Source organism: Amycolatopsis albidoflavus (assembly GCF_039525725.1).
GTDB classification, from domain to species: Bacteria; Actinomycetota; Actinomycetes; order Mycobacteriales; family Pseudonocardiaceae; genus Amycolatopsis; species Amycolatopsis albidoflava.
In genome coordinates this window covers 598329-624855 of the sequence record NZ_BAAAHV010000012.1, presented here as the reverse complement: position 1 = coordinate 624855, position 26527 = coordinate 598329, and the positions used below count along the sequence as shown (strand labels likewise).

Sequence of the window (26527 nt, the reverse complement as noted above, 5' to 3'; positions counted from 1 at the left end):
ACCGGCATGATCGACTACCGCAGCAAGCAGCTCGGCGAACTCCGCGACATGATCGTGGCGGAGTGCGTCCAGCACGTGCCGTTGCTGAGCGCGGCCTCGGCGATGTGGTCGCAGGTCCGTCCCTGGCTGGCGGACCAAGCGGCCAATCTGGACAGGATGCGCCTCGATCTCGGCGACACGTGGAAAGACTTCGCGGGCACCGCCTTCGACGCCGAGGCGCTCAAAGTGGCGCGGGTCGCGCAGTCCTGGACCGACGAGATGGCCGGCGGGCCCGAATCGGGCGGCCCGCTGACGACCAGCACGACCACCGACCAGATCACCGCGGCGATCTCCGCGCTGATCAACGGGATCCACGACGCGCGGGGGTTCGCGGACGCCAAAATCGCGAACCTGCCGTCGAACGCGTCGCAAGCGGACGTGGACCGGGCGCGCAATGACGTCGCAGACCGGCTGGACACGCTGACGCCGCTGTACCAGGAGGTGACGTCGAAGCTGCTCGCCGCTCCCGGCAGGCAGCTGTCGGGCGATCCGAAGGTCGGGTTGACGTCGACCTCGGACCAGCCGGGGCCGGGTCCGGCCGCGCCGAACAACGGCGGCGGGGATCCCGCGTCGGCGAATCCGCAGGAAACTCCGTCCCCGCAAGACGTTCCCGACACCAAGGAACCCGCCAAGGACCCGGCCGACAGTTCTCCCGAATCGCCGCTGGTCACCGCGAAGAACGCGGCGGACGTGGCGAGCAAGCTGCTCGACCTGGCGAAGAACGCGGGCGGCGCCGGGGGAAACGCCGCGCAGGTGCCGAATCCGGTCAGCAGCGCCTTCAACCCCGCCGATCTGTATCAGCCCGCGGACTTTTCCTCGGTCCCGCAACCGGATTCCGGACTGCCCGGGCTCGCCGGCTCGGTCGGCGGCGGGGCGGGAGCGGGAATCGGCGGCGGCGCCGCCGGCGGTCCGGCCGGGGCAGGCGCGGGGGTCGGCGGGGCCGTCTCGCCGAACGCGGCGCAGGCCGGGCTTTCCGCTGGAGCGGCACCCGCCGGAACGGCGACGGCGAGCGGGACCGGGAGCACCGGCAGCAGCGGCATGCCGCCGATGTATCCGCCGCAATCCGGGGCAGGGCGGGGAGGTTCCGGATCCGGCGGGATCCGGCCCGGCGCGGCGGAACAGGTCAACGCGGTGCGGTCGCGCAAGACCGACGGCAAGACCGGCGTCGTGCTGGCCGGACGGGAAACCGGAGGCAAGCGCAAGAAACCCGCTCCGGCGAAGGCTCCGAAGAAGCCGCCGGCGCCGGTCGAGCAGGCGCCCGCCGAGGTGCTCGACGAAGAGTTGTGGCAGGTCGGCAGCGCCGGCCCGGAACGCAGTTACCGAACCTGAGGAGGGGAAAGATGTCCGACGCATCCTTCATCAAGGGGGACCCCGAGGCGATGGCGGTGTTCTCCGCGCAGACCAAGGCCCCGGCGCCGCCCGCGTCGCTGGCCAGGCTGGGGGAGCCGGTCAGCCCGCTGGGCACGGTCGAGGGAATCCTGATGGCAGTGCTGGACAAGGCCGCGACCGGCGTGGTCGGCGCCTACATCGGCAACACCAGCGAGGACATGACGACCATTTCGGCGAAAGTGAAAGCCGCCGCCGCGCAGTACAAGGCCACGGATCTGATCAACAGCATCGACCTGGCGACGTCCACGATGAAGGTGGCCGACAAGGGAATCGGCGTGCTGAAGCAGTTCTCCGGCGCCGGGAAAACGCCGAGCACCGGGACCGGCACGGGCGCTGGCACCGGCACCGGCACCGGCACCGGCGGCGCCTCGCCCGAACATCCGTCCGCCCCGGAATCCGTCTGAAGAGGAGTTGACCGGTGATTCCCTACAACGTGCTGCTTCCCGATTTCCACAAGGCGATGATCGACGCCGAACAGGCGCACATCCCGACGCTGCGCTCCGCGGCGACGATGTGGTCGGAGGTCCATGCCTGGAGCCAGACCGCCGCCGCCGAACTGCGGCGCAACGCGGGCACCGTGACCTTGGCCGGCTGGCAGGACAAGGCCGCGGATTCCTTCGAGGCCAAGGTCGGCCGGTCGATCGCCGACCTGACGACGTGGGGCGATCGCATCGGCGCGTCGCAGGTCTCGACCCACCTGAACGCGCTCGCGGACACCCTGCCGGTGACGCAAGGCCTCGTCGAAGGCTTCTACGCCGAATACGCGGCGACCCGGATGAACCCGCTCACCTGGGAATTGGCTTTGCAGGCCTGGCAAAGCTCGGCGACGGTGATGAACGAGCTGGGCGCGCAGTACGACGGCGCGATGCTGGCCGTGTGCGGGGCGGCGGGCGTGACGAACCCGGCGGACCTGATCCCGAACTTCAACATTTCTTCGGCGGACGCGGTGAAGACGGCGGACGCGGCGGTGAATTTCCTGACCGAGGTGCAAAGCCTGGCTCAGGCGGCGGGAATCGGCAGCGGCTCGGGCAGTTCCCCGGACCTGTCGAAGCTGACCGGCAGCCTGCCGGGCGCCCTCGGCGGCACCGGGCACGGGCTGAGCCTGGACCCGAAGGATTGGACGTCGGGACAAGGACTTGCGCTCGCCGGGCTGGGTCCGGGCTCGCTGTCGCCGGGCGACCTGGGCGGCGCGATCGGCGGGATTGGCGGGATGCCTTCCCCGGCCGGTTCCGCGCCGGTGGCCTCGGGGCTGCCCTTCGGTGCGCTCGGCGCCGCCGGCGCTGGGCTGGGCGCGATGCCCGCGATGCGTTCCACGGCGGCGAAACGAAGCAGCGTGGAACCGGAGGGGACGGCGACCGGTTCGGCCCGGGGCGGTGCGGGCGGGATGATGCCGCCGATGACGCCGCACGGCATGAGTGCCGGAGCTGCCGGGACTTTGCGGCCCGGCAGCGCGGAGAACACGGATGGCCAATCCGCCAACGGACGCCGCCGTTCCACCGCGAACGACGGAGTAACTGTCGCGCTTCGCGGCCGGTCCAACGGCGCGCAGGACGGATTCGTGGCGCGGCCCAACCGGTTCGGTGAGTCAGGGAGCGGCACCGTGGAGCTGATCAACACGGCGGAGTAGCGCTGAGGCGCGGCGGCCGGATCTCTCGGTCCGGCCGTCACGCCGCCTGCGGAAAGCGCAGCTCGAAGATCGCCCCGCCCTCATCAGCGTTGTACACCGACAACACGCCGCCATGAGCCTGCGCAACCCACCGCACAATCGACAGCCCCAGCCCCGATGACCCGCCCGTGCTGCTGAACCGGTCGAAGGCGTCCGCGGCTGTCGACGGGTCGATGCCAGGCCCGTGGTCGGCCACCGTGACAGTCCCGCCGTAAACGGTGATGTGCACGATCGCTTCGGCCCCCGGCTGCCTGCCGTAGCGGACGGCGTTGTCCAGCAGGTTTCCGACCGCGCGGCGGATCAGCGTCGGGTCGGCGTTCACCTTCGTCGGGGCCGCGGTCACGGTCACCTGCGCGCCTCCGGTGTGCGCGCTCTCGGCGATGTCGGTGACCAGTTGATCGAGCCACACCGGTTGCAGGTTCAGCTGTTCGACTCCCGCCGCGAGCCGGGCGCGGACCAGCAGGCTGTCGATGATGCTGCCCATGTCCGACGCCAGTTGCACGGTCCTCGGCAGCAGCGCGGCCCGCTGATCCGGGTTCGCCTGGGCGGTTTCGGCCAGCGCGCGCAGGGCGGCGACGGGGCTGCGCAGGTCGTGCGCGGTCTCGGCGAGCAGCACTTCCTGTTCCTGCAACGCCGCCGCCGCGGGCCGGATCGACCGGCCGGACAGCAGGTGCCCGGCGAAGCCCAGCACGGCGATCAGCAACACGCAGCCGCCGACCACCAGCAGCACGAACCGCGTGTGCGCGGACTGCGTGTCGCTCAGGTCGGCGACCGCGACGACCGCCCCGAGGTACTTCCCGGACGGGTTCAGCAGCGGCTGCGCGCGCACCAGCACCGACCGGCCGTCGGTGCTTTGCTGGTGGCCCTCGACCAGGCCACCGGTGTGGATCGCGTCCGCGGCGAGGCCGTTGAGCACGCCGGTGTCCATCGGCACGCAGGAGCGGCCGGACAGATGCGGCCGGAAGGTCTGCGCGCCGCCGGGCAGGATCGCGAACTGGGGGCAGTCGGCGTTCAGCAGGTCGCTGTTGACGAGCGCGAAGCTGACCACGCCGCCGTCGTAGCCGACGAGCCTGCTGACCGACGACGTGACGCGGTCGAGGCTCGCGGTGACCGCGGCGGTCCCGCGGTCGGCGTCCTCGTTGACCACGATCCAGGCGAGCACGATGAGCCCGATCGCGTTCATCGTGGTGAACAGCGCGGTCAAGACCCAGCGCAGCCGGCGCAGCCGGTCGGCGGCGGAGCCGTTCACTGAGCGCCGAACCGGTAGCCGAGACCGCGCACGGCGTGGATCAGTTCCGGTTCCCGCAGCTTGCGCCGCAGCCGCTTCACCACCGCGTCGACCGGATTGGACTTGTCTCCCATTTCCTCGGGAGCCGCGGCCCAGCAGTGTTCGAGCAGTTCGGCCCGGCTCACCGCCTGCCCGGACCGGACGAGCAGGTACTCCAGCACGGCGAACTCCTTGTTGGACAGGGTGAGCAGCACGTCGGCCCGGCGGACCTCGCGCCGCGCGCAGTCCATCACGAGGTCGTCGTGGCGGAGCACCGAGGGCCGGTCGGAGCCGCTGCGCCGGCACAGGTTCAGCACCCGCTGGGTCAGCTCGGCCATCGCGAACGGCTTGACCAGGTAGTCGTCCGCGCCGTGCTCGAACCCGGCGACGCGGTCGGCCGGCGAATCGCGCGCGGTGAGGAACAGCACGGGGGTGTGCCAGCCCTGGCGGCGCAGTGCGTCGACGTAGCCGAGGGAATCTCCGTCGGGCAGCATCCGGTCGAACACCGCGCAGTCGTAGGGGTGCGAGCCGAGGGCTCTTCCGGCTTCGGCGAGGTCACCGCAGACGTGCACGCCGAGCCCGGCCGCGCTCAGCTGCGCGGCGACCGCGACCCGCATGTTCTCGTCGTCCTCGACGACCATCACCGTTGTCATCCAAACCTCAGGTGTCCCGATGGAAAGTTAGCGCATGCAGTTTCAACTACTCGGTCCGCTCGAGGCGCGCCCGTCGAGCGGCACCCGCATCGAGCTGAGGGCGACGAAACCGGGCGCGCTCCTGGCGTTGTTGCTCCTGCACGCTAACGCCTGGGTCCGAGTCGATCAGCTGATCGGCGGAATCTGGCATGAACAGGCCGCGCCCGCCTCCGCGCTGCGCAACCTGCGCAGCTACGTGTGGCAGCTGCGCCAAAGCGTGGGGGAGCGGCTGGAAAGCCGTCCGGGCGGCTACCGGATCAAGGTGCTGCCGGGCGAACTGGACACCGAGCTGGTCGAAACGCTGGCCGAGTCCGGCCGCGCGGCGCTGGCCGACGCGAAGTACGACACCGCGGCCGAGCGGCTGTCCGCCGCCTTGGGGCACTGGCAGGGCGAGCCGTTCGAGGGGCTCGAGTTCGACGGTGCGCGGGCGGCCGCGGCGAAGTGGGAGGAACGGCGCGCCGAGCTCCGCTCGCTGCTCGCCGAGGCGTACCTCGCGTCGGACCGCGCGACGGACGCGATCACGCTGCTGCGCGAGGTCGCCGACCACGACCCGCTGCGCGAAAGCAGCTGGGCGCGGCTCGTGCTGGCGCTGCAGCAAGCTGGCCGTCCGGCCGAGGCTCTCGCCGCGTTCGAGCACGCGCGGAAGCTGCTGGCCCGCGAGCTCGGCTGGGAACCGGGACCGGAACTCGTTGCCGCGCAGCGGAAGGTGCTGCGGGAACGGCAGCCTGGCCCGGGCGCCAAGCTCAGCCTGGTCGCGGGCGGCGGATCCGCGCCGCGTCCGGCCGGGATCGACGGGCTGCTGGCGTCCGCCGCGAGCGAGGTGCTGATCATGTGCGCCACCGCCGGGCCGGGACCGGCGGACGCGGTGCGCCGGCTGGGCCAGGCCACGCTGCGGCCCGGCGTGCGCTACCGCGTGCTGTGCCCCGATTCGGTCCGGCTGTCCGGTGCGCTCGGCGGCCTCGCGCTCGCCGGCGCGGACGTGCGGACCGTGGCCGACGTGCCGATGGACGCGGTGGTCGTCGACCGTTCGGCCGCGGTGCTGCCGGACGACCGGGCCGGGAGTTCCTCGGCGGCGGTGTTCCGGCTGCCCGGCGTCGTCGCCGCGACGGCCGGGCTGTTCGACCGGATCTGGCCCGAGGCCGTGCCGCTGATCCCGACCGGTCTCGACGACCGAGAGGGCACCGCAGGGCTCACCCGCCGGGAGCGCGATCTGCTGACGCTGCTGTGTTCCGGCAGCACCGACGAATCCGCCGCGGCCCGGCTGGACATCTCGGTGCGCACGGTCCGGCGGATGGTCGCCGACATCATGAACCGGCTCGGCGCGCGCAGCCGGTTCCAGGCCGGAGCGAAGGCCGCCGGCCGGGGCTGGCTGATGGCCGAGGCGGGCTGATGACGACCCCGAACGCACGACGTCTCCTGGTCGCCGACCGGCCTGGCGCGTACCCGACGATCGGCGACGCGCTCTCCGTCGCTCCGGACCACGCCGAGATCACCGTCGCCGAGGGCCGGTATCGCGAAGTGCTCGCCCTGTCCGGCCTGCACGTGACGCTGACGGCGGAGGCCGGGGCGCAGGTGATCGTCGACGGCGCCGGAGCGGATCATCCGGTGCTGCACGCGGTCGGCGGATCCCTGACGCTGCAAGGGATCGAGCTGCACGGCGGCGAGTCGGCCGCGCTGTCCGCGGAGAATGTCGAGCTGGTCGTGCGCCGGTGTCTGATCACCGGCGGGCGCGGGCCTGCGGTGCGGATCGAGGGCATGGCGGCGTTCGAGCTGACGGGCTGCTCGCTGAAAGCTGTCGAGCAGGGCGTGGTGATCGAAGGCAGCCCGGGGCGGCTGGTGGACACCGTCATCGAGGAGGTGACCGGGGACGGCGTCGTCATCGGCATGGGGGCCGCACCCGTGTTGCGCGGCTGCACCGTGACCGATTGCGGACTGCGCGGGGTGTATGTCTACCAATACAGCCGCCCTGTGTTGGAAAACTGCGTCATTTCGCGGACCGGCTCGGACGGGATCGCCGTGGCCCAGCACAGCGCGCCGGTGCTGCGGCAGTGCACCGTCCGGGACTCGCGCGGCGTCGGCATCGCGTTCGCGGCCGGCTGCGGCGGCAGCATCGAGGAGTGCCGGGCGGAAAACACCGCGGAGCCGGGCATTTCCGTCGACGGCGGCGCGAACCCGGTCGTGGTCGAGGCCACCGGACCGGCCGGATCCGGGGGCGGGGCGCCGGACGAACTGCTGACCGAACTCGACACGATGGTCGGCCTCCCTCGCGTCAAGGCCGAAGTCCGCTCGCTGGTGGACGAACTGCAGGTCAACGAATGGCGGCGGAACGCGGGCCTGCCGGTGGGCGGCGCGAGCCACCACCTGATCTTCGCCGGCGCGCCCGGCACCGGGAAAACGACCGTGGCCCGGCTGTACGGGCGGCTGCTGCAAGCACTGGGGGTGCTGCCGCACGGCCAGTTCCGGGAGGTGTCGCGACGCGATCTGGTGGGCCAGTACATCGGGCACACCGCGGAGAAGACGGCGCTGATCTTCGAGGAGGCCAAGGGCGGGGTGCTGTTCATCGACGAGGCCTACACGCTGTCGCGGGCGGGTTCGGCGGGCGGCGATTTCGGGCAGGAGGCGATCGACACCCTGGTCAAGATGATGGAGGACCACCGGGACGAGGTGGCCGTGATCGCGGCCGGGTACACCAAGGAGATGGCCGGGTTCCTGTCCGCGAACCCCGGGCTCGCGTCGCGGTTCGGCAAGACGATCGAGTTCGAGAACTACACCCCCGGCGAGCTGCTCGGCATCATCGGCCGGATGGTCTCCGGCCAGGACTACGAACTCGACGCGGCCGCGGAACCGGTGCTCGTGGACCATTTCGCGCGGATCTCCGGCGACGAGAACTTCGGCAACGCCCGCGACGCGCGCCGGTTGTTCGAGGGCGTGCGGAAGTCGCAGTCCCAGCGGTTGCGGCTGCTCGGCCGGGTGCCGACGCTCGAGGAGCTGCGGAGCCTGAGCATCGCCGACATCGAGGCGGCGGTGGCCCGCTAACCTGGGTTTCGTGCGGGTGCTGGTGGTCGAAGACGATGACAACTTGCGGATAGCTCTCGACGTTTCGTTGCGCAGTGCCGGATTCGCCGTGGACGCGGTGGGCGATCTGCCGGTCGCCGACGAAGCGCTCTTCGTCAACGCCTACGACTGCGTGGTCTTCGACCGGATGCTCCCCTCCGGCGACTCGCTCGGCTACGTGCAGCACCGTCGCCGGTCCGGCTGGCCGGTGCCGGTGCTGTTCCTGACCGCGCGCGACAGCACCGCCGACCGGGTCGAGGGCCTGCAACTCGGCGGCGACTACCTGGTCAAACCGTTCGAGATGGCCGAACTGGTCGCGCGCGTCCGCAGCCTGTGCCGGCTGAGCCCCGCGCCGCGGACCCGCCCGGCCGTCCTGCGCCGCGGCGACGTGGAACTCGACGCCGGCACGCGCGAGGTGCGCCGCGCGGGCGTGCTGCTTACCCTGGCCCCGAAGGAATTCCTGGTCCTCGAACGCCTGATGGCCGCGGCGGGCGCGCCGGTGCCGCGCCGGGAGCTGATCGAGCACGCGTGGGACCGGATGGCCGATCCGGACTCGAACGTCCTGGAGGTCGTGGTCCGTCAGCTCCGGCGCAAGCTGCGGGAGCAAACCTTGATCGAGACGGTCCGCGGAGTCGGCTACCGGTTCACGGGGTAGCGGCCCGCGCTCGCCGGCCCGCTCGCCGCGGCAGGAGCGCGGCGAGCCCGAGGAACCAGGCCATGCCGAGGTAGCGGCCGATCGGCAGGAAGGGGGAGAACCCCTTGGCCAGCACCGAAAGCATGGACAGGACGGACAGCGCGGCGACGCCGAGGCCGAACCAGGCAAGCCACTTGGGGAGGCGGTCTCGCGCACCGGCCGAGACCGCGGCGGTGAGGAGCCCGGTGGTGGCGACCTGGACGGCAGCGCCCGTGGTGAAGCTCAGGTCTGTGACGGCCCGGTAGACGGCGAGGTTGTCGGCGATTCCGGGCAGGGCGAGGATCCATTGGGCGCTGGCCGAGAGCAGGAGGAACACTGCCGCTGCGGTACCGGCGGTGCGTGCGAGCGCGGCGTGGGCATCGAAGCGGTGCAGGTAGCTGGTTGACCAGCCTGCGAAGACCAGCAGGGCGAGTCCGCTGAGGGCTTGGCAGAAGGCGGCGATCGGCGGCCCGCCGTGGCTGGTGGCGGCGAGGTAGGCCGCTACTTCGGAGTTCGTCGAGTACGGGGTGACGATCGACGCGCCTCGGTTCTGCCCGAGCAGGCCGGGGAGAACGAGGGACAGGACGAAGAAGACCACATAGGACACTGCGGCCAGCACGCCGGTGCGGACGCGGAATTCGGTGGCGGGCATGAACTGCTCCTTGCGGGGTGGGGCGATGGTCAGCGGATCGGGCGGTGCGGCGACCGTCAGCCCGAGCACGGGGGAAGCGTGGTCATGACGGGGATCATGCGGCCATCGACGCCCGTCCCGCGTCGCTTCGCAGGCGTATCCCGGTCTGCTCCCACGGGAGTACGTCCGGGGGCGTAGCGGGAAATGCGCTTCCGGACGGACGCGCCGCCGCCGCGAGACGCGGACGATGACCAGGTGAGATTGAGCCGGGCCACCACCGCGTCCCACCGCCTGCCGGGCGGCGGGAATGCCGTGCTGGCGTTGGCTTTCGCCGTCGTCTCCGTTGCGGCCGCGGTGGTCGCCTCCCACGGCGGCTCGTGGGCGGGGTATGCGACCGCTGCCTTGGCTGGCGCGGCCGTGGCGTGGTGGCGGACCCGCCCGACGCTCGCGTTGCTGACCGGCTTCGCCATGTACGGCGCGGATCTGTTCTTGGGCGTGGTGCCCGCGCCGGTGTTCCTGCCGCTGGTCGGCACTTTCGCCGCCGCAGTGGTGTTCGGCAGCCGCCCGGTCGCTTATGCGGTGCTCGCCAGCGGGTATGCACTGGCCGTCACTGTCCCGGTGCCCGGCTGGGACGCTCCGAGCACGGCCGCGGCAGTCGGGTTGGCCGCGTGGTTTCTCGTGCTGGCCGTGGCCGCGGAACTCGTCCGGGTGCGTCGGCAGGCACGAAAAGCCCGCGAGGCGGAGCTGGCCGGTGAGGCCCGCACCCAACGGGAACAGGCATTGCGTCGCGCCGGGGACGAACGGCTGCGAATCGCGCGGGATCTCCACGACGTGCTCGGCCACCAGCTGGCCTTGATCACCGTCCAGGCCAATGCCGGGCTCGCGCTGCTTCCGCGCGATCCGCCAGCCGTCGAACAGGCGCTGACGGCGATCAAGGACGCGGGCAACTCCGCCCTCGGAGAGGTGCGCGCGGTGCTGGACGCGCTCCGTGCGCCCGACTCCGGCGACGTCCCCTACCGCCCGAGCCCCCGGCTTTCCCAGCCCGGCGACCTGGCCGAACTGCTGGACGGCGCTCGAGCGGCGGGCCTGCGCGTCGCGACCGAGATCGAGGACGCGCTGCCGGCCTTGCCCGCTCCGGTGGACCAGGCCGCGTACCGGATCGCCCAGGAAGCAGTCACGAACGCGATCCGGCACGCCGGTTCAGGCGCGACCGTCGGACTCAGCCTGACCTGCGCCGACGACCGGCTGGAACTCACCGTGACCGACGACGGCGGCGGCCGTCCTCGCCGCGCGGCGCCGGGAGGCGGCAACGGCCTGCCGGGGATGCGGGAACGCGCGGTGGCGTTCGGCGGCGCGCTGACGACGGGCCGGGTTCCCGGCGGCGGGTATCGGGTGGCCGCGGTTTTGCCGATCGGCGGCGCCCGGTGACCGGCCCGGCTCCGGTCCGCGTCGTCCTGGCCGACGACCAGGCGCTGGTGCGGGCGGGCATCCGGGTGCTGCTGGAGACCTGCCCGGACCTCGTGGTGGCAGGCGAAGCCGACGACGGCGAGACCGCGCTGAACCTCGTGCGGGAACTGCGGCCCGACGTCGTCCTGATGGACATCCGCATGCCCGGCCTCGACGGACTGGCCGCGACCGGGCAGATCGCCTCGGACCCGCGGTGCGGCGGGACCCGCGTAGTCATGCTCACCACCTTCGACCTGGACGAATACGTCTTCGAGGCACTGCGCCGAGGTGCGGCCGGATTCCTGGTGAAGAACAGCGAACCGGACGAACTCGTGCGCGGCGTGCGGGCCGCCGCGGCCGGCGACGCCCTGCTCGCGCCCGGCGTCACGCGTCGGCTGATCACGGAATACGCCGCCCGCACGAAGCCGGTCCCGTCGGCCGCCGCGGCGCTCGCCGCGTTGACCGGGCGGGAACGGCAGGTCCTCGCGCTGGCCGGAACGGGACTGTCCAATGCGGACATCGCGGCCCGGCTGCGGGTCAGCCCGCTGACCGCGAAGACCCACGTCTCGCGCATCATGGGCAAACTCGCGGTGCGGGACCGGGCGGGGCTGGTCGTGCTCGCCTACGAAACCGGCCTCGTCCGGCCCGGCTGGGCGGCCGAATGATGCCCTGCCCCAGCAGGTCCAATGTGGACACAATCTGCTCAGGGGAGAATTCACGGAACCGTTCACCCCGCCAGCTCCGCCTCGATCAGATCAGCAGCCCGCCCGGTCCCGCCCTCCGCCATCAGCTCCTGGCGAACCTCCGCCAACCGAGCCGCGACCTCCGGCGACTCGGCCAGCTCCAGCAAACTCGACCGCAGCACCTCCGCGGTCACCTGGCCGGGATCGATCCGGCGCCCGACCCCGAGCCGCACCAGAGCGTCGGCATTGTCCGGCTGGTCGGTATGCGGATCCTGCGGCACCGCGATCATCGGCACGCCGTGGAACAACGCCTCCACGCACCCGCCCATCCCGCCATGGGTCACGAACGCGGAAGCCTTCTCCAGCACCGCCGGCTGCGGAACCCAATCCCGCACCTCGACCGTCCCCGGCAACTCTCCGAGCGCGGCCGGATCGACGTGCTTGCCGATCTGGAGCACCACGTGCCATCCCGGAAGATCGCCGAATGCCGCGACGCATTCCCGGTAAAAGCCGGGTTTGCTGGTGAACGTCGACCCCAGCGACACCAGCAGCACCCGTTCCGCCCCGGCAGGAGGCCGCCACTCCGGATCCGGGCGGGAACCGAAGCAGGGGCCGACGAAGGTGGTCCGCCGAGCATCCACCCGCTCGGGATTCGGCTGCAGCACTCGCGGGATCAGCGCCAGCTCCCGCGTCGGACGGCCCAGATAGCCAGACGGGATTCCGTTGCCGCGCAACCACTCCTCCCACCGTCCGTAGTGGACTGAGTAGCGCGGATCACGCCGTCGTTCCTCGAATTCGCGCAGGAGTTCCTCGTCGCTGCGGTTCGGGACCGAGTTCGGCGAGAACATCACGTGCGGCACCCGCCACTGTTCGGCCAGCACCCGCACTGCGCCGACGCCCTGGTCGTACAGGACCAGATCCGGCCGGTCCCGCTCGAACGCCGTCCGCAGCTGCGGGGTCATCGCAATAGCGTCGTCGAGGAACAGGTCCCTGTGCGCGATCTCGTCGGAAGGCCACTCCGCCCGGCCGTCCAAATAGGACAAGAGCGTCGACCGGTAGGGCACGAAGTCCGCGCCGGCAGCGGTGATCACGTCGGCGAAAGCGGGGTCGTTGGCATAGCTCACCCGATGCCCGCGCGCGACGAGTTCCCGGATCACCTCCAGGCTCGGCAGCACATGTCCGTACGACGGCAGATTCACCATGCAGAGATGCGTCATGACAACCCCAGCCGGGACAGCGGCGCGTCAGGAGCATCGACGGCCGCGGTGAGCAGCGCCCGCAGCTGGTCGAGCAGTCCGGCGGCGGTGGCGCGGTCGAACAGATCGCTGGAGTAGTGCAGATAGGCGTCCAGCTCGTTCGTCCGGGCCTCCTGGAATTCCAGATACAGGTCGTGATCGTGGGAGTCCGTGCCGATGGCGACCGCACGCTCGTCGCCCCGGTTCGCGCCGACTGGCATGTCCTGAAGAGCCAGCTGCACCTGGAACAGCGGGTGCCGGTCCGGCGTGCGAGCGCCCAGTTCCGCCACCAGGCGGTCGAACGGCACGTCCTGGTTGGCGTACGCGGTCAGGTCCACCTCGCGCACCCGTGCCACCAGCTCCTGGAACGACGGGTCTCCGGCGGTGTCGGTGCGCAGCACCAGACAGTCGGCGAAACACCCGACGAGATCGTCCAGTTCAGGGCGCGGACGGCCGGCGATCGGCGTCCCCAGCGGCAGGTCAGTGGCACCGCTGAGGCCGGTGAGGAGAGCGGCCAGGCCGGCGTGCAGCACCATGAACAGGCTCGCCCCGCACTCCCGGGCCACCGCGGTCAGGCCGTCGCGCAGCCCGGCGTCGAAGCGGCCGAGCACGGTCCCGCCTCGTCCGGTCCTGATGGACGGTCTCGGCCGGTCGGAGGGCAGCGGGAGTTCCGAGGGGAGCCCGGCGAGCGCGGATCGCCAGTGGGCGAGCTGCTCGTCGACGCGCAGATGACGCTGCCACACCGCGTAATCCGCATAACGCACTGGAAGCGGCGGCCAAGCGGGCGAGACCCCGGCGCGGCGAGCGGAGTAGGCCTGGCGGAAGTCGCGGGAAAGCACGTCCAGCGACCAGCCGTCCGAGGCGACATGGGGGAGCACCAGCAGCAGAAGCTGCTCCGCACCGGTGACCAGATAAGCGTGCAGCGGGGGCTCACGCGTCAGGTCGAAGGGTTCGGAAGCTGCCTCGGACAGCACCCGATCCAGGTCGACAGCGGTCAGCCGACGTACGTCAGGCGGTGATGGGGGCAGGATACGTTGGTATGGCTGGCCTTCGTGCACGTCGTAGACCGTCCGCAGCGATTCGTGCCGTGCGACGAGATCGGTCAGCGCGGCGGTCAGCGCCGTCTCGTCCAGCTCCGGCAGCCGCAGCGCGAGCGGAAGCACCGTCGTGGCTGTCGGACCGTGCAGCTGATCCCGCGCCCAGAACCGGAACTGACTGTGCGACAACGGGATCCGGTCCGGAAGCTCGCGGCGCTCCAGCGATCCCGCCACCGCGGGCCGGGCCTGCTCCACGCGTGCGGCGAGCCCGGCCGCCGTGGGGTGATCGAACAGTTCGCGCACGGCCAGTTCAACGCCGAGCAGGTCCCGGATCCGGGAGACCGCCCGCATCGCCAGCAGCGAATGTCCGCCCAGCGCGAGGAAATCCTCGTCGACGCCGACCGACGCCCGGTCGAGCGTGTCGGCGAAAACCTCGCAGAGCATGCGCTCGTGCGGGGTGCGCGGAGCCCGGCCCGCTGCTGCCGGAGACTGCTGGGAAGCCCGCGGCCGAGGCAGGGCCGCACGGTCGATTTTCCCATTGGCCGTACGGGGAATCTGTGCCATTACCAGCAGCGCCGCCGGCACGAGATGGACCGGCAGCCGCGCCGTGAGCCCGGCCCGCACCGCGGCGGGATCGACCGCAGCTTCGGGCGCGGGCACGAGGTAGCCGACCAGCCGTCCGTCGTCCGGAATGACAACGGCCTGCCCGACGTCGGGATGATCGGTCAAGGCAGCCTCGACCTCGCCCAGCTCGACCCGGATCCCGTTGACCTTGACCTGGTCGTCGACCCGCCCCTCGTAGTGCAGGAGACCGTCCGCGTCCCAGCGGCCCAGGTCGCCGGTGCGATACATCCGCGCGCCGGGCGGGCCGAACGGGCAGGCGGTGAACCGCTCCGCCGTCAGCCCCGGCCGGCCCAGATAGCCCCGGGTGAGACCGGGGCCGGAGACGTAGATCTCGCCGACCGTTCCCCGCGCCGCCGGAGCGAGCCGCGAGTCCAGCACGAACACCTCGGTGTCCCGGATCGGGCGGCCGATCGGCGCGACGGCGCGGCCGGAACCGGGGGAGCAGGGCCACAACGTCACGGTGTCGGCGGCTTCGGCCGGGCCGTAGGTGTTCACCATCCTTCGGCCGCGCGCCCACGTCTCGATCAGCGTGCCCGGACAGGCTTCGCCGCCGACCACCAGGGTGCGCACCTGAGGCAGGCTCTCCGCCGGGACGGTGGCCAGCACTGCCGGGGCGAGCTGCACGTGCGTGACCTCGTGTTCGGTGATCCATTCAGCTAGCGAAGGTCCTTCCAGGATGACGTCGGATCCTGGCAACACCAGATGCGCACCCGACAGCAACCCCGTGCACAGTTCGGAAATCGCCGCGTCGAAGCTCGGCGACGACAACTGCGAGACGGTGGCGGTCGCGTCGACGGCGAACCCGTCGATCTGCGCGGCAGCCATGCTGACGACCGCCGCGTGCGGGACGGAGACCGCCTTCGGGGTCCCGGTCGAACCGGAGGTGTAGAGCACGAACGCGGGGTTGAGCGGCCCGACCTCGGTCTTCGGCACTGTGTCTGGTCGCGCGGCAAGGGCGGTGCGGGAATCGGCGAGATTGAGGTGTGGCGTGTCCAGTTCCTCGTGCGTCAGCGTCAGCGTCAGCACCGGCCGGGCGTCGGCGAGCATGAACCGGATCCGCTCGGCCGGGTAACCGGTGTCCACCGGCAGCACCGCCGCCCCGGACTTGAGCACCGCCAGGATCGCGAGCGCGTGGTCGGCTCCGCGCGGTACCGCGACGGCGACGATCCGCTCCGGGCCCGCGCCGTGGGCGATCAGGAGGTGCGCGAGCCGGTTGGCCGCCGCGTCGAATTCCGCGTAGGTGTAAGAAATCCGCGCATCGGAGACCGCGGGCCGGTCCGCGTGACGCGCGGCGATCCGGCCGAACCACTCCGCGACGGTCGGCGTCGGCCGCAGGATCCGGCCGGGTTCGGCCGCGACGGTCAGGAGGATCCGGCGGAAGCGCGAGGCCAGCTCAGTCGCCGTCGCCGGGCTGACGACGTCAGGCCGGTACGCCAGCCGAATCCCGAGTTCCGCGCCGGGGCGGACGGTGAGGTCGAGCGGGTAATGCGTCGATTCCCGGCCGCTGATGCCGGCGAACAGAGCATCGCCGCCGAGCAGTTCTTTGGCGCCAGCGTAGTTCTCGACGACGGTGGCCGTGTCGAACAGTTCGCCGTGCCCGGCAAGGCGCTGGATCTCCGCGAGGTCGAGGTACTGATGCTCGAACAGCTCCGTCTGCTCCCGCTGGAGCCGCCGCAAGAACTCGGCGAGCGGCTCGTCAGCGGCCAGCCGGACGCGCACCGGGAGCGTGTTGATCAGCAGGCCGATCAGCTCGTTCGCCGCCGGCAGCTCCGGCGGACGCCCGGACACGGTGGTGCCGAACACGACGTCCGCGCGACCGGTGTGCTCGCCGAGCAGAATCGCCCAAGCAGCCTGGACGGCGGAGTTGAGCGTGACGCCGAGCTGCCGCAGCCGTGCCGACAACCTGGCGTAGTCCTCAGTGGACAGTGACGTCGTGATCTCGACCGGATCAGCGGTCGCGCGCCGGTCCGCGACCAGCGTCGGACCGGGGAGGCCGTCCAGCGAAGACCGCCACGCCCGAATCGCGGCCTCTCGGTCTTGTTCGCCGAGCCAGTCGAAGTAGTCGCGCAGCTCCGCCACGGACGCCCGGTGATCCCCGGCGTAGCCACGGCGAATCTCGTCCAGCAGCAGCGGAATCGACCACCCGTCCAGCAGGACGTGGTGATAGGTGAGCACCAGCCGGTTCTGTCCGCCGGGCATCCGCACCAGCAGCGCCCGCAGCAACGGCGGCTTGGCCAGGTCGAACGGCCGGGCCGCCTCCGCCTCGACAAGCGCTTCCACTTCGCCGCTGCCGCGCACATCGGTCCACTCCGGCTCCGTCAGCGCGGGAATCACCGCGACCGGCTCGCCGGAACTGACCATCGGGAACGCCGCGCGCAGGTGCGGATGCCGCTCCAGCACCGAGACCAGCGCCGCCCGCAGCCGCGAAGCATCCACCTCTCCGGTGAGATCGAGGCTGAGCTGCATGCGATAGAGGTCGGTGCCGGCGCCGTCGAGGTTGGCGTGGAACACGAGTCCGCGTTGCAAAGGCGTGAGCGGAAGGATGTCGGCGAAGCCGGGGTACTCCGTCGCGATTCGGTCCACATCGGACTGTCGGAGCGGCGTCAGCGGGAAGTCCGAAGGCGTGTGCCCGCCAGCGCCGGGAATCCGGGCGTGGTCGGCGAGCGCGGTCACCGCCCGGGTCCAGCTCTCCGCGAGGTCTCGGACGTCCGCTTCGGACAGCAGCGCCGGGGCGCAGGTCCAGGTGGCGCCGAGGACGGGACCGTCCGGGCCTTCGGTCACGTGGGCGTCGACGAGCAGCGGATGCCCCAGCGGCTGCCGGTTGCCGGAGCCGCCGGTGATCACCTCGGCGGTGAGCGCGCCGTAGTCGGTCACCGGAGCCCAGTCGGCCTCGGCGGACGGGGTGAACCGGCCGAGGTAGTTGAACGCGATCTGGGCTGCGGGGGCGGCGGCGAGCGTGGCCGCGGTGTCCGGGTTGAGGTAGCGCAGCAGCCCGTAGCCGAGGCCCTGCCCTGGTGCGGAGCGGACCTGTTCCTTGACCCGCCGCAGGCACGGGCCCGCGTCCGGGCCGTCGGACCAAAGGTCGTCCCACCGGAGCGGGCCAGGGTCGAGGCGGACCGGGCGCATGGTGGTGAACCAGCCGACCGTGCGGGTCAGGTCGATCGCGTCGTCGAGGTCCGCGCGTCCGTGTCCCTCGACGTCGACCCGGAACGCCTTGCGGGGCAGGCTGTTGCGCTCACGCCAGTCGGCGACCGCGATCGCGAGTGCGGTGAGCAGGACGTCTTCCGCCGAAGCATGGAAGGCCGCACACACCGGACCGAGTACGGCGCGGGTGGTGTCCGCCGGGAGCGAGACGGTGTGGTGAGTGGCTGTGCCGAAAGTGTCTCGTTCGCTGTTCAGGCTCCCCGTGGTGATCGCGGGGCCGGTGTTGGCTGTGACTGAGGTCCAGTACGGCAGCTCCGCGAGCCGCCGCGCGGACCGGGCTTCCTCGTGCAGCCGGGTCGCCCAAGCGCGGAAGGACGTGGGCACCGGGGGCAACGGGGTGCCGGGGTCCTCGCAGGCGGCGGCGAGATCGGACAGGAGGATGGGCCAGGAGACGATGTCGACGGCCAGGTGGTGCACGATCAGCAACAGGCGGCCCCGGCGAGCAGGTCCGGCGTCGAACCAGACCGCGCGGACGATCACGCCTCGCTCGGGTGCGAGGGATGCTCCCGCTGCCGCGGCTTCGGACTGGACGAGTGCTTCGGGGTCGGGGCCGGTGATCTCGACGCGGCGAAGGCAGTTTCCGGTGCTTGGTTCGATGACGATCGTGCCCGGTTCGGGTGAGGGGGATGTGCTCGGTCCTGCGCTGGTGTCGGCTGTCGGGTGGCTGTCTCCAGTGCTCGGTGCGATGGCATCCCTGCCCCGCCCTGGCGCGCTCTCCCCGGCACCCGGTGCACCGCCAAGCCAACTCCCAGCCTGGCTGTCGGGAGCCCCCGGCACCCACCGCATCCGCAGCATCTCGTGCCGCGCGAGGACCTGCTCCAGCGCACCCGCCAGCCGATCCTCGGTCAGCCCGGCGGGAGTGTGCACGAACGCCGACTGACTGAACCGGTCGATGTCGCCGCCGGTCTCGGCCAGCCAGTGCATCACCGGCGTCAGCGGCACCTCCTCGCCGCCAGGCTCGACGTCGGATCGGACCCGTGCCACCGCGGCAAGCCCGGCCGGGCTTCCGTGCCGGAACACCTCCCGCAGGGTGAACCCGAGACCGGCGGCCTGCGCCCGCGTCATCAGCTGGATCGCGGAAATGCTGTCCCCGCCCAAGTCCAGGAACCCGTCGTCCGCGCCGACGTCGGTCACGCCGAGCACCGAGCCGAAGATCCGGCACAGCGTCTTTTCCCGCGCATCGGCCGGGCGGCGAGACTCGCGGCGGGCCGGGCGGGGGAGCGCGGCACGGTCGATCTTGCCGTTCGGCAGCCGGGGCAGCTCGTCGAGCCCGATGACCGCACCGGGCACCACGGACTGCGGCAGCAGCTGAGCGAGATGCTCCCGAACGCCCACCACCTCGGCAGGCACCACGTAAGCGAGCAGCCGCTTGTCCACAGTGGACATCACAGCCTGCTCGACGTCCGGATGCGTCAGAAGGGCGGCTTCGATCTCGCCCGGTTCCACGCGCACGCCGTTGATCTTCAGCTGTCCGTCGGTACGCCCGTCGTAATGCAGCGTGCCGTCGGAGTCCCAGTGCGCGAGGTCGCCGGTCCGGTACATGCGCGCGCCCGGCGGACCGTACGGGCAAGCGGTGAAGCGTTCAGCAGTCAGGGCAGGGCGACCGCCGTAGCCGCGGGCCAGGCAGTCTCCGGCCAGGTACAGCTCGCCGGTGATCCCCGGCGGGAGCGGGCGCAGCGCGGAATCGAGCACCAGCACGCGCACACCCGGCATCGGCCGGCCGATCGCGGCGACGGCCGTTCCTGAACCGGGCTCGCAGTCCCACAGGGTCGCCCAGATGGTCGCCTCGGTCGGACCGTAGGCGTTGACCACCGTGCGGCCGTCGCTCCATCGCTGCGCCAGTTCGCCGGGGCACGCCTCGCCGCCGACGATCACGGTGGTCAGGCCGTCCGCCGATTCGGGCGGGATCGTGCCCAGGACCGTCGGCACCAGCTGAGCGTGGCTGATTTCGGCCTCGCGAAGCCAATCGCCGAGTCCGGCCCCGGCGCGCGGCACGCTGGGATCCGGGATCACCACGGTCGCCCCTGCGGACAGCGGAGCGAACAGTTCCGCCACCGAGATGTCGAACGCCGCCGACGTGGTGTGCGCTACCCGGGCGTTCTCGTCGAGACGGTAGCCGGTCACGAAGGCGGCGATGGCGTTCGCGACCGCGGCGCGTGTGGTGACGACGGCCTTCGGGGTGCCGGTCGAACCTGAGGTGTAGAAGAGAAAGGCCGGATGCTGCGGCGTCGCGCGCTCAACCGGTCGCGTGTCGGGCTGGTCGATGGTATTCGGCAGGACGAGGTGCGGGCCGGGCAGGCCGTCCAGGGTCTTCGTGGTTCCGAGCGTCAGCAGCGGGCGGGCGTCTTCGACCATGAACTGTCGGCGGTGGAGCGGATGGTTGAGGTCGAGCGGCAGTGCGGCCGCGCCTGCGCGAGTGATCGCGAGCAGCGCGGTCAGATACGAAGCGGACGGCGGGATCGCCACTGCCACTGTCCTTTCCGGACCGACGCCGTGCTCGATCAGCAAGTGCGCCAACCGGTTCGCGGCCGCGTCGAGTTCGCGATAGGTGAGCTGTCCGTCCGCGTCGCGTACGGCGACCCGGTCCGTGCCCGCCGAGATCGGGTCGAACGGCCGCGCTCCCGCAGCGGCACCGAGGCCCGCGGCGAGCAATTCCTGCGCACGGTCGTCGGTCAAAAGCCGGAGCGCCCCGGCCGGTCGCGAAGGCTGATCAGCGATCGCGGTCAGCAGGCTGAGGAAGCTCTCGGCGACCTCCGCTGCGGTGTCCGCGCTGAGCACGTCCGGCCGGTAGGCGAGTTCGACCGTCAGCTCGTGCCCGGGAATCACGTAAAGGTAGAGCGCGTAGTGCGTCGACTCTTGCCTGCCGAACCCGGTGACCGCCAGCTCGCCGGCGCGGCCGAGCCCGCCGATGTCCGGATACGTCTCGACGACGGTCGCGGTGTCGAACAGCACCCCGTGCCCGGCCGCGCGCTGGATGTCGGCGAGGCCGAGATACTGGTGCTCCAGCAGATCCGCCTGCTGGTCCTGAACCTGGCGCGGCAACGCCCCCAGCGGCTCGTGCGGCGAACACCGGACCCGGACCGGGATCGTGTTGATCAGCAGCCCGACCATCCGGTCCGCGTGCTCCAGCTCCGCCGGCCGTCCGGAAACCGTGGTGCCGAACACGACGTCGGCCTTGCCGGTGAGCCTGCCGAGCAGGACCGCCCACGCCGACTGCACCGCGGCGTTGAGCGTCAGGTCCAATCCCCGCAACCGATCCCGGAGCGCGGCGAAGATGTCTGCCCCCAGTCGGACGCTGACCTGCTTCGGCCGGACAGCGCGCGAGCGCGGCGGGGCCACCAGAGTCGGCCCGTCGAGATCCCGCAATGTCTGCGCCCAAGCCTTGGCCGCCACCGCGTGGTCCTGTTCCGCCAGCCAGCGCAGGTAGTCGCGGTGGTCGGCGGCGGGAGGCAAGTCCTCGCCGGTGGCCAGCGCGAGCAGTTCGCGGATGACGATGGGCGTCGACCAGCCGTCCAGCAGCACGTGGTGCACGGTCAGCAGCAGCCTCGACCGTCCCTCGCCCAGCTTCAACAGCGCAGCTCGCAGCAGCGGGGGACGGGTAAGGTCCAGCGGTGCCTGCAGCTCCTCGGCGGAGATCCGTTCGGCTTCGTGCTCTGCCGAGGACACGTCAGCTTCGCGCCAGTGCGGCGGACGGTGCGCCGGGATCACCTGCACGAGGCGGCCGTCTCGGGTGGCCGGAAACGCCGCGCCGAGATTCGGGTATCGGCGGACCAGCGTGTCGACTGCGTCGCGAAGCCGGTCCGGATCGAGGTCGCCGTCCAGCTCGAGCGCCAGTTGCACGCGGTAGTTCTCGGAGCTGTCGTAGCTGCCGTGGAACACCAGACCCTGTTGCAGCGGCGTGAGCGCCACGACGTCGACCAGGCCCGGATAGTCGCGGAGCAGGTCGTCGACCTCGGCCTGGTTCACTGACGCCAACGGGAAATCGGCGGGGGTGCGACGGTCGCCGGCCAGCCGTGCGAGCCGGGCCGGGGTGCGGCGAAGGAACAGGTCGTGCGGCGTGAAGCGGATGCCTTTCGCCTGCGCCCGGCCGACCAGCGTGATCGCCAGCAGGCTGTCCCCGCCGAGCGCGAAGAAGCTGTCGTCGACTCCGGCCTCGGCGAGCCCGAGCACCTCGGCGAACACCTGGCACAGCAGCTGCTCAGTGGAGGTTGTCGCGCGCTTTGTCGGAGTCGCGGACCGGACCGGGGCTGGCAGCGCGGCGAGGTCGGTCTTGCCGTTGCGGGTGGTCGGGATCTCGTCCAGGACAACAAGGTCAGCCGGAACGAACGCGCCGGGAAGGGCGGCGGCGAGCCCGGTCAGCACGCCCTCGACGTCCACTGTGGACTCCGCGGCGGGCACGACGTAACCGACGAGGCGTCGCCTGCCCGGCTCGTCTTCCCGCACGACCACCGCCGCGCGACGGATCGCCGGATGGGCGCGCAAGGCCGCTTCGACCTCGACGGGCTCGATCCGCACGCCGTGGATCTTGACCTGCGCGTCGGCGCGCCCGCAGAAGTGCAGGATGCCGTCCGAGTCCTCGCGGACCAAGTCCCCGGTCCGGTACATCCGCGCGCCCGGCGGGCCGAACGGGCAGGCCACGAACCGCTCGGCCGCCAACCCCGGACGGCCGACGTAGCCGCGGGCGAGCCCCGCCCCGGTCAGGTACAACTCGCCGGATTCGCCTGGCTCCACCGGGCGCAACCGCGCGTCGAGCACGTGCGCGGCGACACCCGGCAGCGGACGGCCGATCGGGGCGGCGGCCGTCGTCGCGCGGCCAGGCCGGTGCCGCCACAGCGTCGCGACCACCGTGGCTTCCGTCGGCCCGTAGGTATTCCAGATCTCCCGGTCCGGCCCGGCGAGGCGGTCGAGCAGGTCCGCCGGGCACGACTCGCCGCCGAAGATCAGCAGCCGGACCGACTCCAGGTCCGGTGCCGTCCATGCCGCAGCGAGGGCGGGCACCGTCGAGACCACGCTGATGCCGCGTTCCCTCAGCCAAGGCCCCTCGACCGTCTCCCGGGCCGCCGGGACGAGGCACGCGCCGCTGCGCCACGCCAGCCAGATCTCCTCGCAGGACCCGTCGAAGGCGACCGAGAGCCCGGCGAGGACCCGGTCGCCCGGCCCGAGCGGATGACCGGCGCGGAACAGCCGCGCCTCGCTGTCCACAAAGGACACGGCAGCGGAATGCGGGACCGCCACGCCCTTCGGCCGCCCGGTGGAGCCGGACGTGAAGATCACCCACGCCTCGCCGCCAGCCCGGCTCGCACTCGCGGAGCGCGGCTCGACCCGGCCGCCCTGCCGCACCACCACTCGAACCTCAGCCTCGGCGAAGACCCGCTCGACGCGCTCGTCCGGATCGTCGGCATCCACCGGGACATAGGCGGCTCCGGCGATGAGCACGCCGAGGATCGCGATGTACAGCTCAGCCGTGCCGGACGGAACCCGCACGCCGACCCGGTCGCCCGCGCCGATTCCGTGCCCGCGCAGGCGCTCAGCCAGCGCACCGGCCTGTTCGGACAGCTCGGAGTAGCTCAGCACCGTGGTTCCGTCGTCGAGCGCCGAGGCCTCCGGATGCCGTCGCGCAGTCTCGGCGAAGACGTCCGCCAGCGTCCGTTCGGTCGCGCGAGAATCTTTGTGGGCCAGCACTTCCTGCGGCTTCTCGGACATGGCCGCGGCGATCCGGGCCGGGGTCCGCCGCCGGAACACGTCTCGCGGCGAGAACGTCAGACCCGCCTTCCGGGCGCGGTTCACCAGCCGGATCGAGGACATGCTGTCTCCGCCAAGCGCGAAAAAACTGTCCTCCGGCCCGGCGTCGGCCACCCCGAGCACCTCGCCGAACAACCGGCAGATCAACCCGACCGTGCCGGACACCTCTCCGCGCGGAGCGGTAGGCGCAGCAGGCGCGGGCAAGGCGCTCCGGTCCAGCTTGCCGTTGCGAGTGAACGGAATCGACTCCATCGCGACCAACGCACCAGGCACCAACCCGCTGGGCAAGCGACCGGCGAGGTCCGCCAGCGCCGCTTCAGTGTCCACGGTGGACCCCGTCACGTATCCGACGAGCCGTCCTTCGCGGAGCACAACGACCGCGTGCTCGACGTCCGGCCGCGCCAGCAGAGCGGCCTCGATCTCGCCGGGCTCGACCCGGATCCCGTTCACCTTGACCTGGTCGTCGGCGCGGCCCCGGAACTCCAGCAGCCCGTCGTAGCCCCACCTCGCGAGGTCGCCGCTGCGGTACATCCGCGCACCCGGCGGCCCGAACGGGCACGCCACGAACCGCTCCGCCGACCGGCCCGGCTGACCCAGATAACCCCTGGCGACGCCGGATCCCGCGAGATAGAGCTCCCCGGTCACCCCCGGCGGCACCGGTTTCAGCGCCGCGTCCAGCACATACACCCACGCGCCCCGATGCGGGCGGCCGATCGGCACGGTCGGCGTCTCGACACCGGGCTCGAAGTCCCACAGCGTGGCGCTGACGGTCGCCTCGGTCGGGCCATAGGCGTTGACTACCCGGCGTCCGTCCGCGTGCCACCGCGCCGCCAGGTCCGTCGGACACGCCTCGCTGCCGACGAACATGGTCCGGACGCCGCGGAGCGATCCTTCCGGGAGACTGGCGAGAACGGTCGGAGTGAGCAGCAGCTCGGTGACTGCCTGATCGTCCAGCCACCTCGCCAGGTCCTCCCCGGCGGTCGGAGCCTCAGGGATCACCAGCGTCGCCCCGGCGACCAGGGCAGCGCCGATCTCGGCCACGGACGCGTCGAAAGCCGCCGAGGCGAGTTGCGCGACCCGTGACGCGCCCGTCAGCCCCAGCCGTTCAGCCCAGGTCGCCGCCAGCCGCGCCCACGAATCGCGGGTGACCACCACGCCCTTCGGCTCGCCGGTCGACCCCGAGGTGTGCAGCAGGTACGCGACATTGTCCGGAAGCGCCTGATGCGGCACAGCTGCGGTGGGCAGATCATCCAGCGCGTCCAGCACAACGGGGTTGCTGCCCGGCGGCAGCAGGTCCACTGTGGACGACGTGGCCAAGGTTGCCGTGGTGTTGGCCAGCAGCTTCGCGATCCGCGCTGGCGGGGTTGCGGCATCAATCGGGGCGAACGCGGCTCCGGCCCGGAGTACCGCCAGCGCGGCGGTCAGATAAGCGGCCGAGCGCGGCACGACGATCGCTACGACCTGCTCCGGACCGATCCCGCGCGCGGCCAGCACTCCGGCCAGGTGCTCGACCCGTTTGTGCAGCTCGGCGTAAGTCAGCGTGCCGTCGACAGCTTCCACCGCCGTGCGCTGCGGAGCGTTCTCGGCATGCCGGGCGACCAGTTCGGACAGCGGTGCCGGACGTGGTGCGGGCTCGCCGGTGCTCCAGGCCAGCACCTCCGCCAGTTCGCCGTCGGCGTGCAAGGGCAGGTCGCGCAGCCGCGTGTCCGGCGCGTCCAGGGCCGCGGTCAGCAAACCGAGATACCGCCTGGTCAGCGCCTCGGCACCGCGCCGCTGGAACAGATCCGTCCGGTACAGCAGCCAGCCGTCCACAGTGGACAACTCAAGGGCGAGATCGGCGCGGGCCCACCCGTTGTGGATCGACTCGTGTCCCGACGACGGCACGTAGTTGAACGCGACCCGGGACAGCCGCCCGAACCGGTCGGCCCCGTCGGCGCTGAACTCCTCGGCGATCTCCTGGAACGAGATTCCCTTGTGCCGCAAGCCGTCGAAGAGCGCGTCCCGCACCCGCCCGACCGCTTCCGCGAAGGTCAGTTCGGCGGGCAGCGCGACGCGCACGATCACGGTGTCGATGAACATCCCGATCACCGACCGCGTCTGCCGGTCCCGGCTGGACGTCGGCACCGCGACGGCGACGTCAGCGGTGCCCGAAAGCCGCGCGAGCAGCACGTGATGCGCGGCCAGCAGCACCATGAACGCCGTCGCGCGAAGACCGCGCCCGACCGCCGTCACGCGATCGATGAATCCGTCCGGCAAGCGAAACGGCACCGCCGCGGCCTCTTGCCCCGGCACGGCGGGCCGGGGAAGATCCGTGGGCACCAAGTCCGGCAACTCGGCGAGTTGTCCGCGCCAGTACGCCAGCCGCCGCTCCTGATCGCCGCTCGCGGAGCGCTGCCGCACCGCGTAATCGGCGTACTGCGTGGCCAGTTCGGGCAGTTCCGGAGGCCGCCCGGCCGCCGACGCCGCGCACAGCTCGTCCAGCTCAGACTGCAACAGCACGCTCGACGCCGCATCGAAAACCGCATGGTGCACCACGAACAGCAGCCAGTAGTGCTTGTCGGACAAGCGCACGCACGCCGCACGCCACAGCGGCGCGCGATCGAGGGGGAGCGGCCGAAGGCTCAATTCGCGCAGCAGGCCGCGGGCTTCCGCCTCGGCCTCGGCGTGCCCGCGCAGATCGACGTGCTCGACGTCGAGGACGACCTCGTCATGGATCGTCTGGTGCAGCACGCCGTGCTCGTCGGCGGCCAGCGACGTCCGCAGGGCTTCGTGCCGCGCGGTCACCGCCGCGAGCAGTTCCCCGATTTTCTCCGGCGGCAAAGCGGCCGGCGGCAACGTCATGGCCGCCGAAATGTGGTAAGCGGGAGAATTCGGTGCGAATTGGCTGGCGAACCAGATCCGTTCCTGTTCGGAAGAAGCGGGGCAGATCCGTTCGGCCATGAGCAACTCCCGAAGCCAGCGAGCCCGAGCGGGGCCGAGATGTGCCCGCATTGTTTCGTTCCCCGCCCGGCCCGGTCAAGTTCTGACCAGGTGCTCCTCCTGGTGCGACGCTCCCTTCGGCTCTGTCCGAAATGCTGGCTGCCGCGCCGGCGTGTGTGCTGCAATGCGCGTATCAGCTCTCCGCCGAGAGTGAAATGGTGAGGGG

At 71.5% G+C, this 26527-nt stretch carries 13 protein-coding genes; 8 read left to right on the top strand and 5 right to left on the bottom strand.

All coding sequences use genetic code 11. The annotated features are described in order from the left end of the window. The first annotated feature begins 6 nt into the window (after window positions 1-6). Genes ABD156_RS21300 through ABD156_RS21290 form a run of 3 tightly spaced genes read left to right on the top strand, consistent with a single transcriptional unit; the run spans window position 7 to window position 3055 of the window. Entirely contained in the window at window positions 7-1368 is a 1362-nt protein-coding gene (locus ABD156_RS21300; protein WP_344276198.1) for a hypothetical protein, read from the top strand. Window positions 1369-1379: 11 nt separating this feature from the next. Continuing rightward, window positions 1380-1832, top strand: a complete 453-nt coding sequence (locus ABD156_RS21295; protein WP_344276195.1) for a hypothetical protein — start codon at window positions 1380-1382, stop codon at window positions 1830-1832. 14 nt (window positions 1833-1846) lie between these two features. After that, window positions 1847-3055, top strand: coding sequence for a hypothetical protein (locus tag ABD156_RS21290; protein ID WP_344276192.1), 1209 nt, complete (start codon window positions 1847-1849; stop codon window positions 3053-3055). A gap of 37 nt (window positions 3056-3092) precedes the next feature. Here the strand turns inward: ABD156_RS21290 and ABD156_RS21285 are convergent, their stop codons facing one another. Then, window positions 3093-4343 carry a sensor histidine kinase gene (locus ABD156_RS21285; protein ID WP_344276189.1) on the bottom strand — a complete coding sequence of 417 codons (1251 nt, stop codon included), beginning with the start codon at window positions 4341-4343 and terminating at the stop codon, window positions 3093-3095. Beyond that, window positions 4340-5014, bottom strand: a complete 675-nt coding sequence (locus ABD156_RS21280) for a response regulator transcription factor (RefSeq protein ID WP_344276185.1) — start codon at window positions 5012-5014, stop codon at window positions 4340-4342. The genes ABD156_RS21285 and ABD156_RS21280 overlap by 4 nt, the downstream gene beginning before the upstream one ends. A gap of 34 nt (window positions 5015-5048) precedes the next feature. Here ABD156_RS21280 and ABD156_RS21275 point away from each other — a divergent pair, with 34 nt between their 5' ends. Genes ABD156_RS21275 through ABD156_RS21265 form a run of 3 tightly spaced genes read left to right on the top strand, consistent with a single transcriptional unit; the run spans window position 5049 to window position 8762 of the window. Then, window positions 5049-6443, top strand: coding sequence for a BTAD domain-containing putative transcriptional regulator (locus tag ABD156_RS21275; protein WP_344276182.1), 1395 nt, complete (start codon window positions 5049-5051; stop codon window positions 6441-6443). Then, window positions 6443-8089 (top strand): right-handed parallel beta-helix repeat-containing protein, encoded by a 1647-nt coding sequence (locus ABD156_RS21270; protein ID WP_344276179.1) that lies wholly within the window; start codon window positions 6443-6445, stop codon window positions 8087-8089. The genes ABD156_RS21275 and ABD156_RS21270 overlap by 1 nt, the downstream gene beginning before the upstream one ends. A gap of 10 nt (window positions 8090-8099) precedes the next feature. Next, complete coding sequence (locus tag ABD156_RS21265; RefSeq protein ID WP_344276176.1) at window positions 8100-8762, top strand: response regulator transcription factor; 663 nt, start codon at window positions 8100-8102, stop codon at window positions 8760-8762. Here the strand turns inward: ABD156_RS21265 and ABD156_RS21260 are convergent. Continuing rightward, entirely contained in the window at window positions 8752-9501 is a 750-nt protein-coding gene (locus tag ABD156_RS21260) for a hypothetical protein (RefSeq protein WP_344276173.1), read from the bottom strand. The two genes, ABD156_RS21265 and ABD156_RS21260, sit on opposite strands and share 11 nt — an antisense overlap. Window positions 9502-9666: 165 nt before the next feature. Between ABD156_RS21260 and ABD156_RS21255 the strand changes: the two genes are divergently transcribed. Both ABD156_RS21255 and ABD156_RS21250 read left to right on the top strand, forming a co-directional pair. Continuing rightward, window positions 9667-10839: a sensor histidine kinase gene (locus ABD156_RS21255; protein ID WP_344276170.1), complete on the top strand. Its 1173-nt coding sequence runs from the start codon at window positions 9667-9669 to the stop codon at window positions 10837-10839. Continuing rightward, window positions 10836-11522 carry a response regulator transcription factor gene (locus ABD156_RS21250; RefSeq protein WP_344276167.1) on the top strand — a complete coding sequence of 229 codons (687 nt, stop codon included), beginning with the start codon at window positions 10836-10838 and terminating at the stop codon, window positions 11520-11522. Before ABD156_RS21255 ends, ABD156_RS21250 begins: the two co-directional genes overlap by 4 nt. 62 nt (window positions 11523-11584) lie before the next feature. Here ABD156_RS21250 and ABD156_RS21245 read toward each other — a convergent pair whose 3' ends face one another. Both ABD156_RS21245 and ABD156_RS21240 read right to left on the bottom strand, forming a co-directional pair. After that, complete coding sequence (locus tag ABD156_RS21245) at window positions 11585-12757, bottom strand: macrolide family glycosyltransferase (protein ID WP_344276164.1); 1173 nt, start codon at window positions 12755-12757, stop codon at window positions 11585-11587. Continuing rightward, window positions 12754-26322 carry an amino acid adenylation domain-containing protein gene (locus tag ABD156_RS21240; RefSeq protein ID WP_344276161.1) on the bottom strand — a complete coding sequence of 4523 codons (13569 nt, stop codon included), beginning with the start codon at window positions 26320-26322 and terminating at the stop codon, window positions 12754-12756. Before ABD156_RS21240 ends, ABD156_RS21245 begins: the two co-directional genes overlap by 4 nt. Between the last annotated feature and the right edge of the window lie 205 nt (window positions 26323-26527).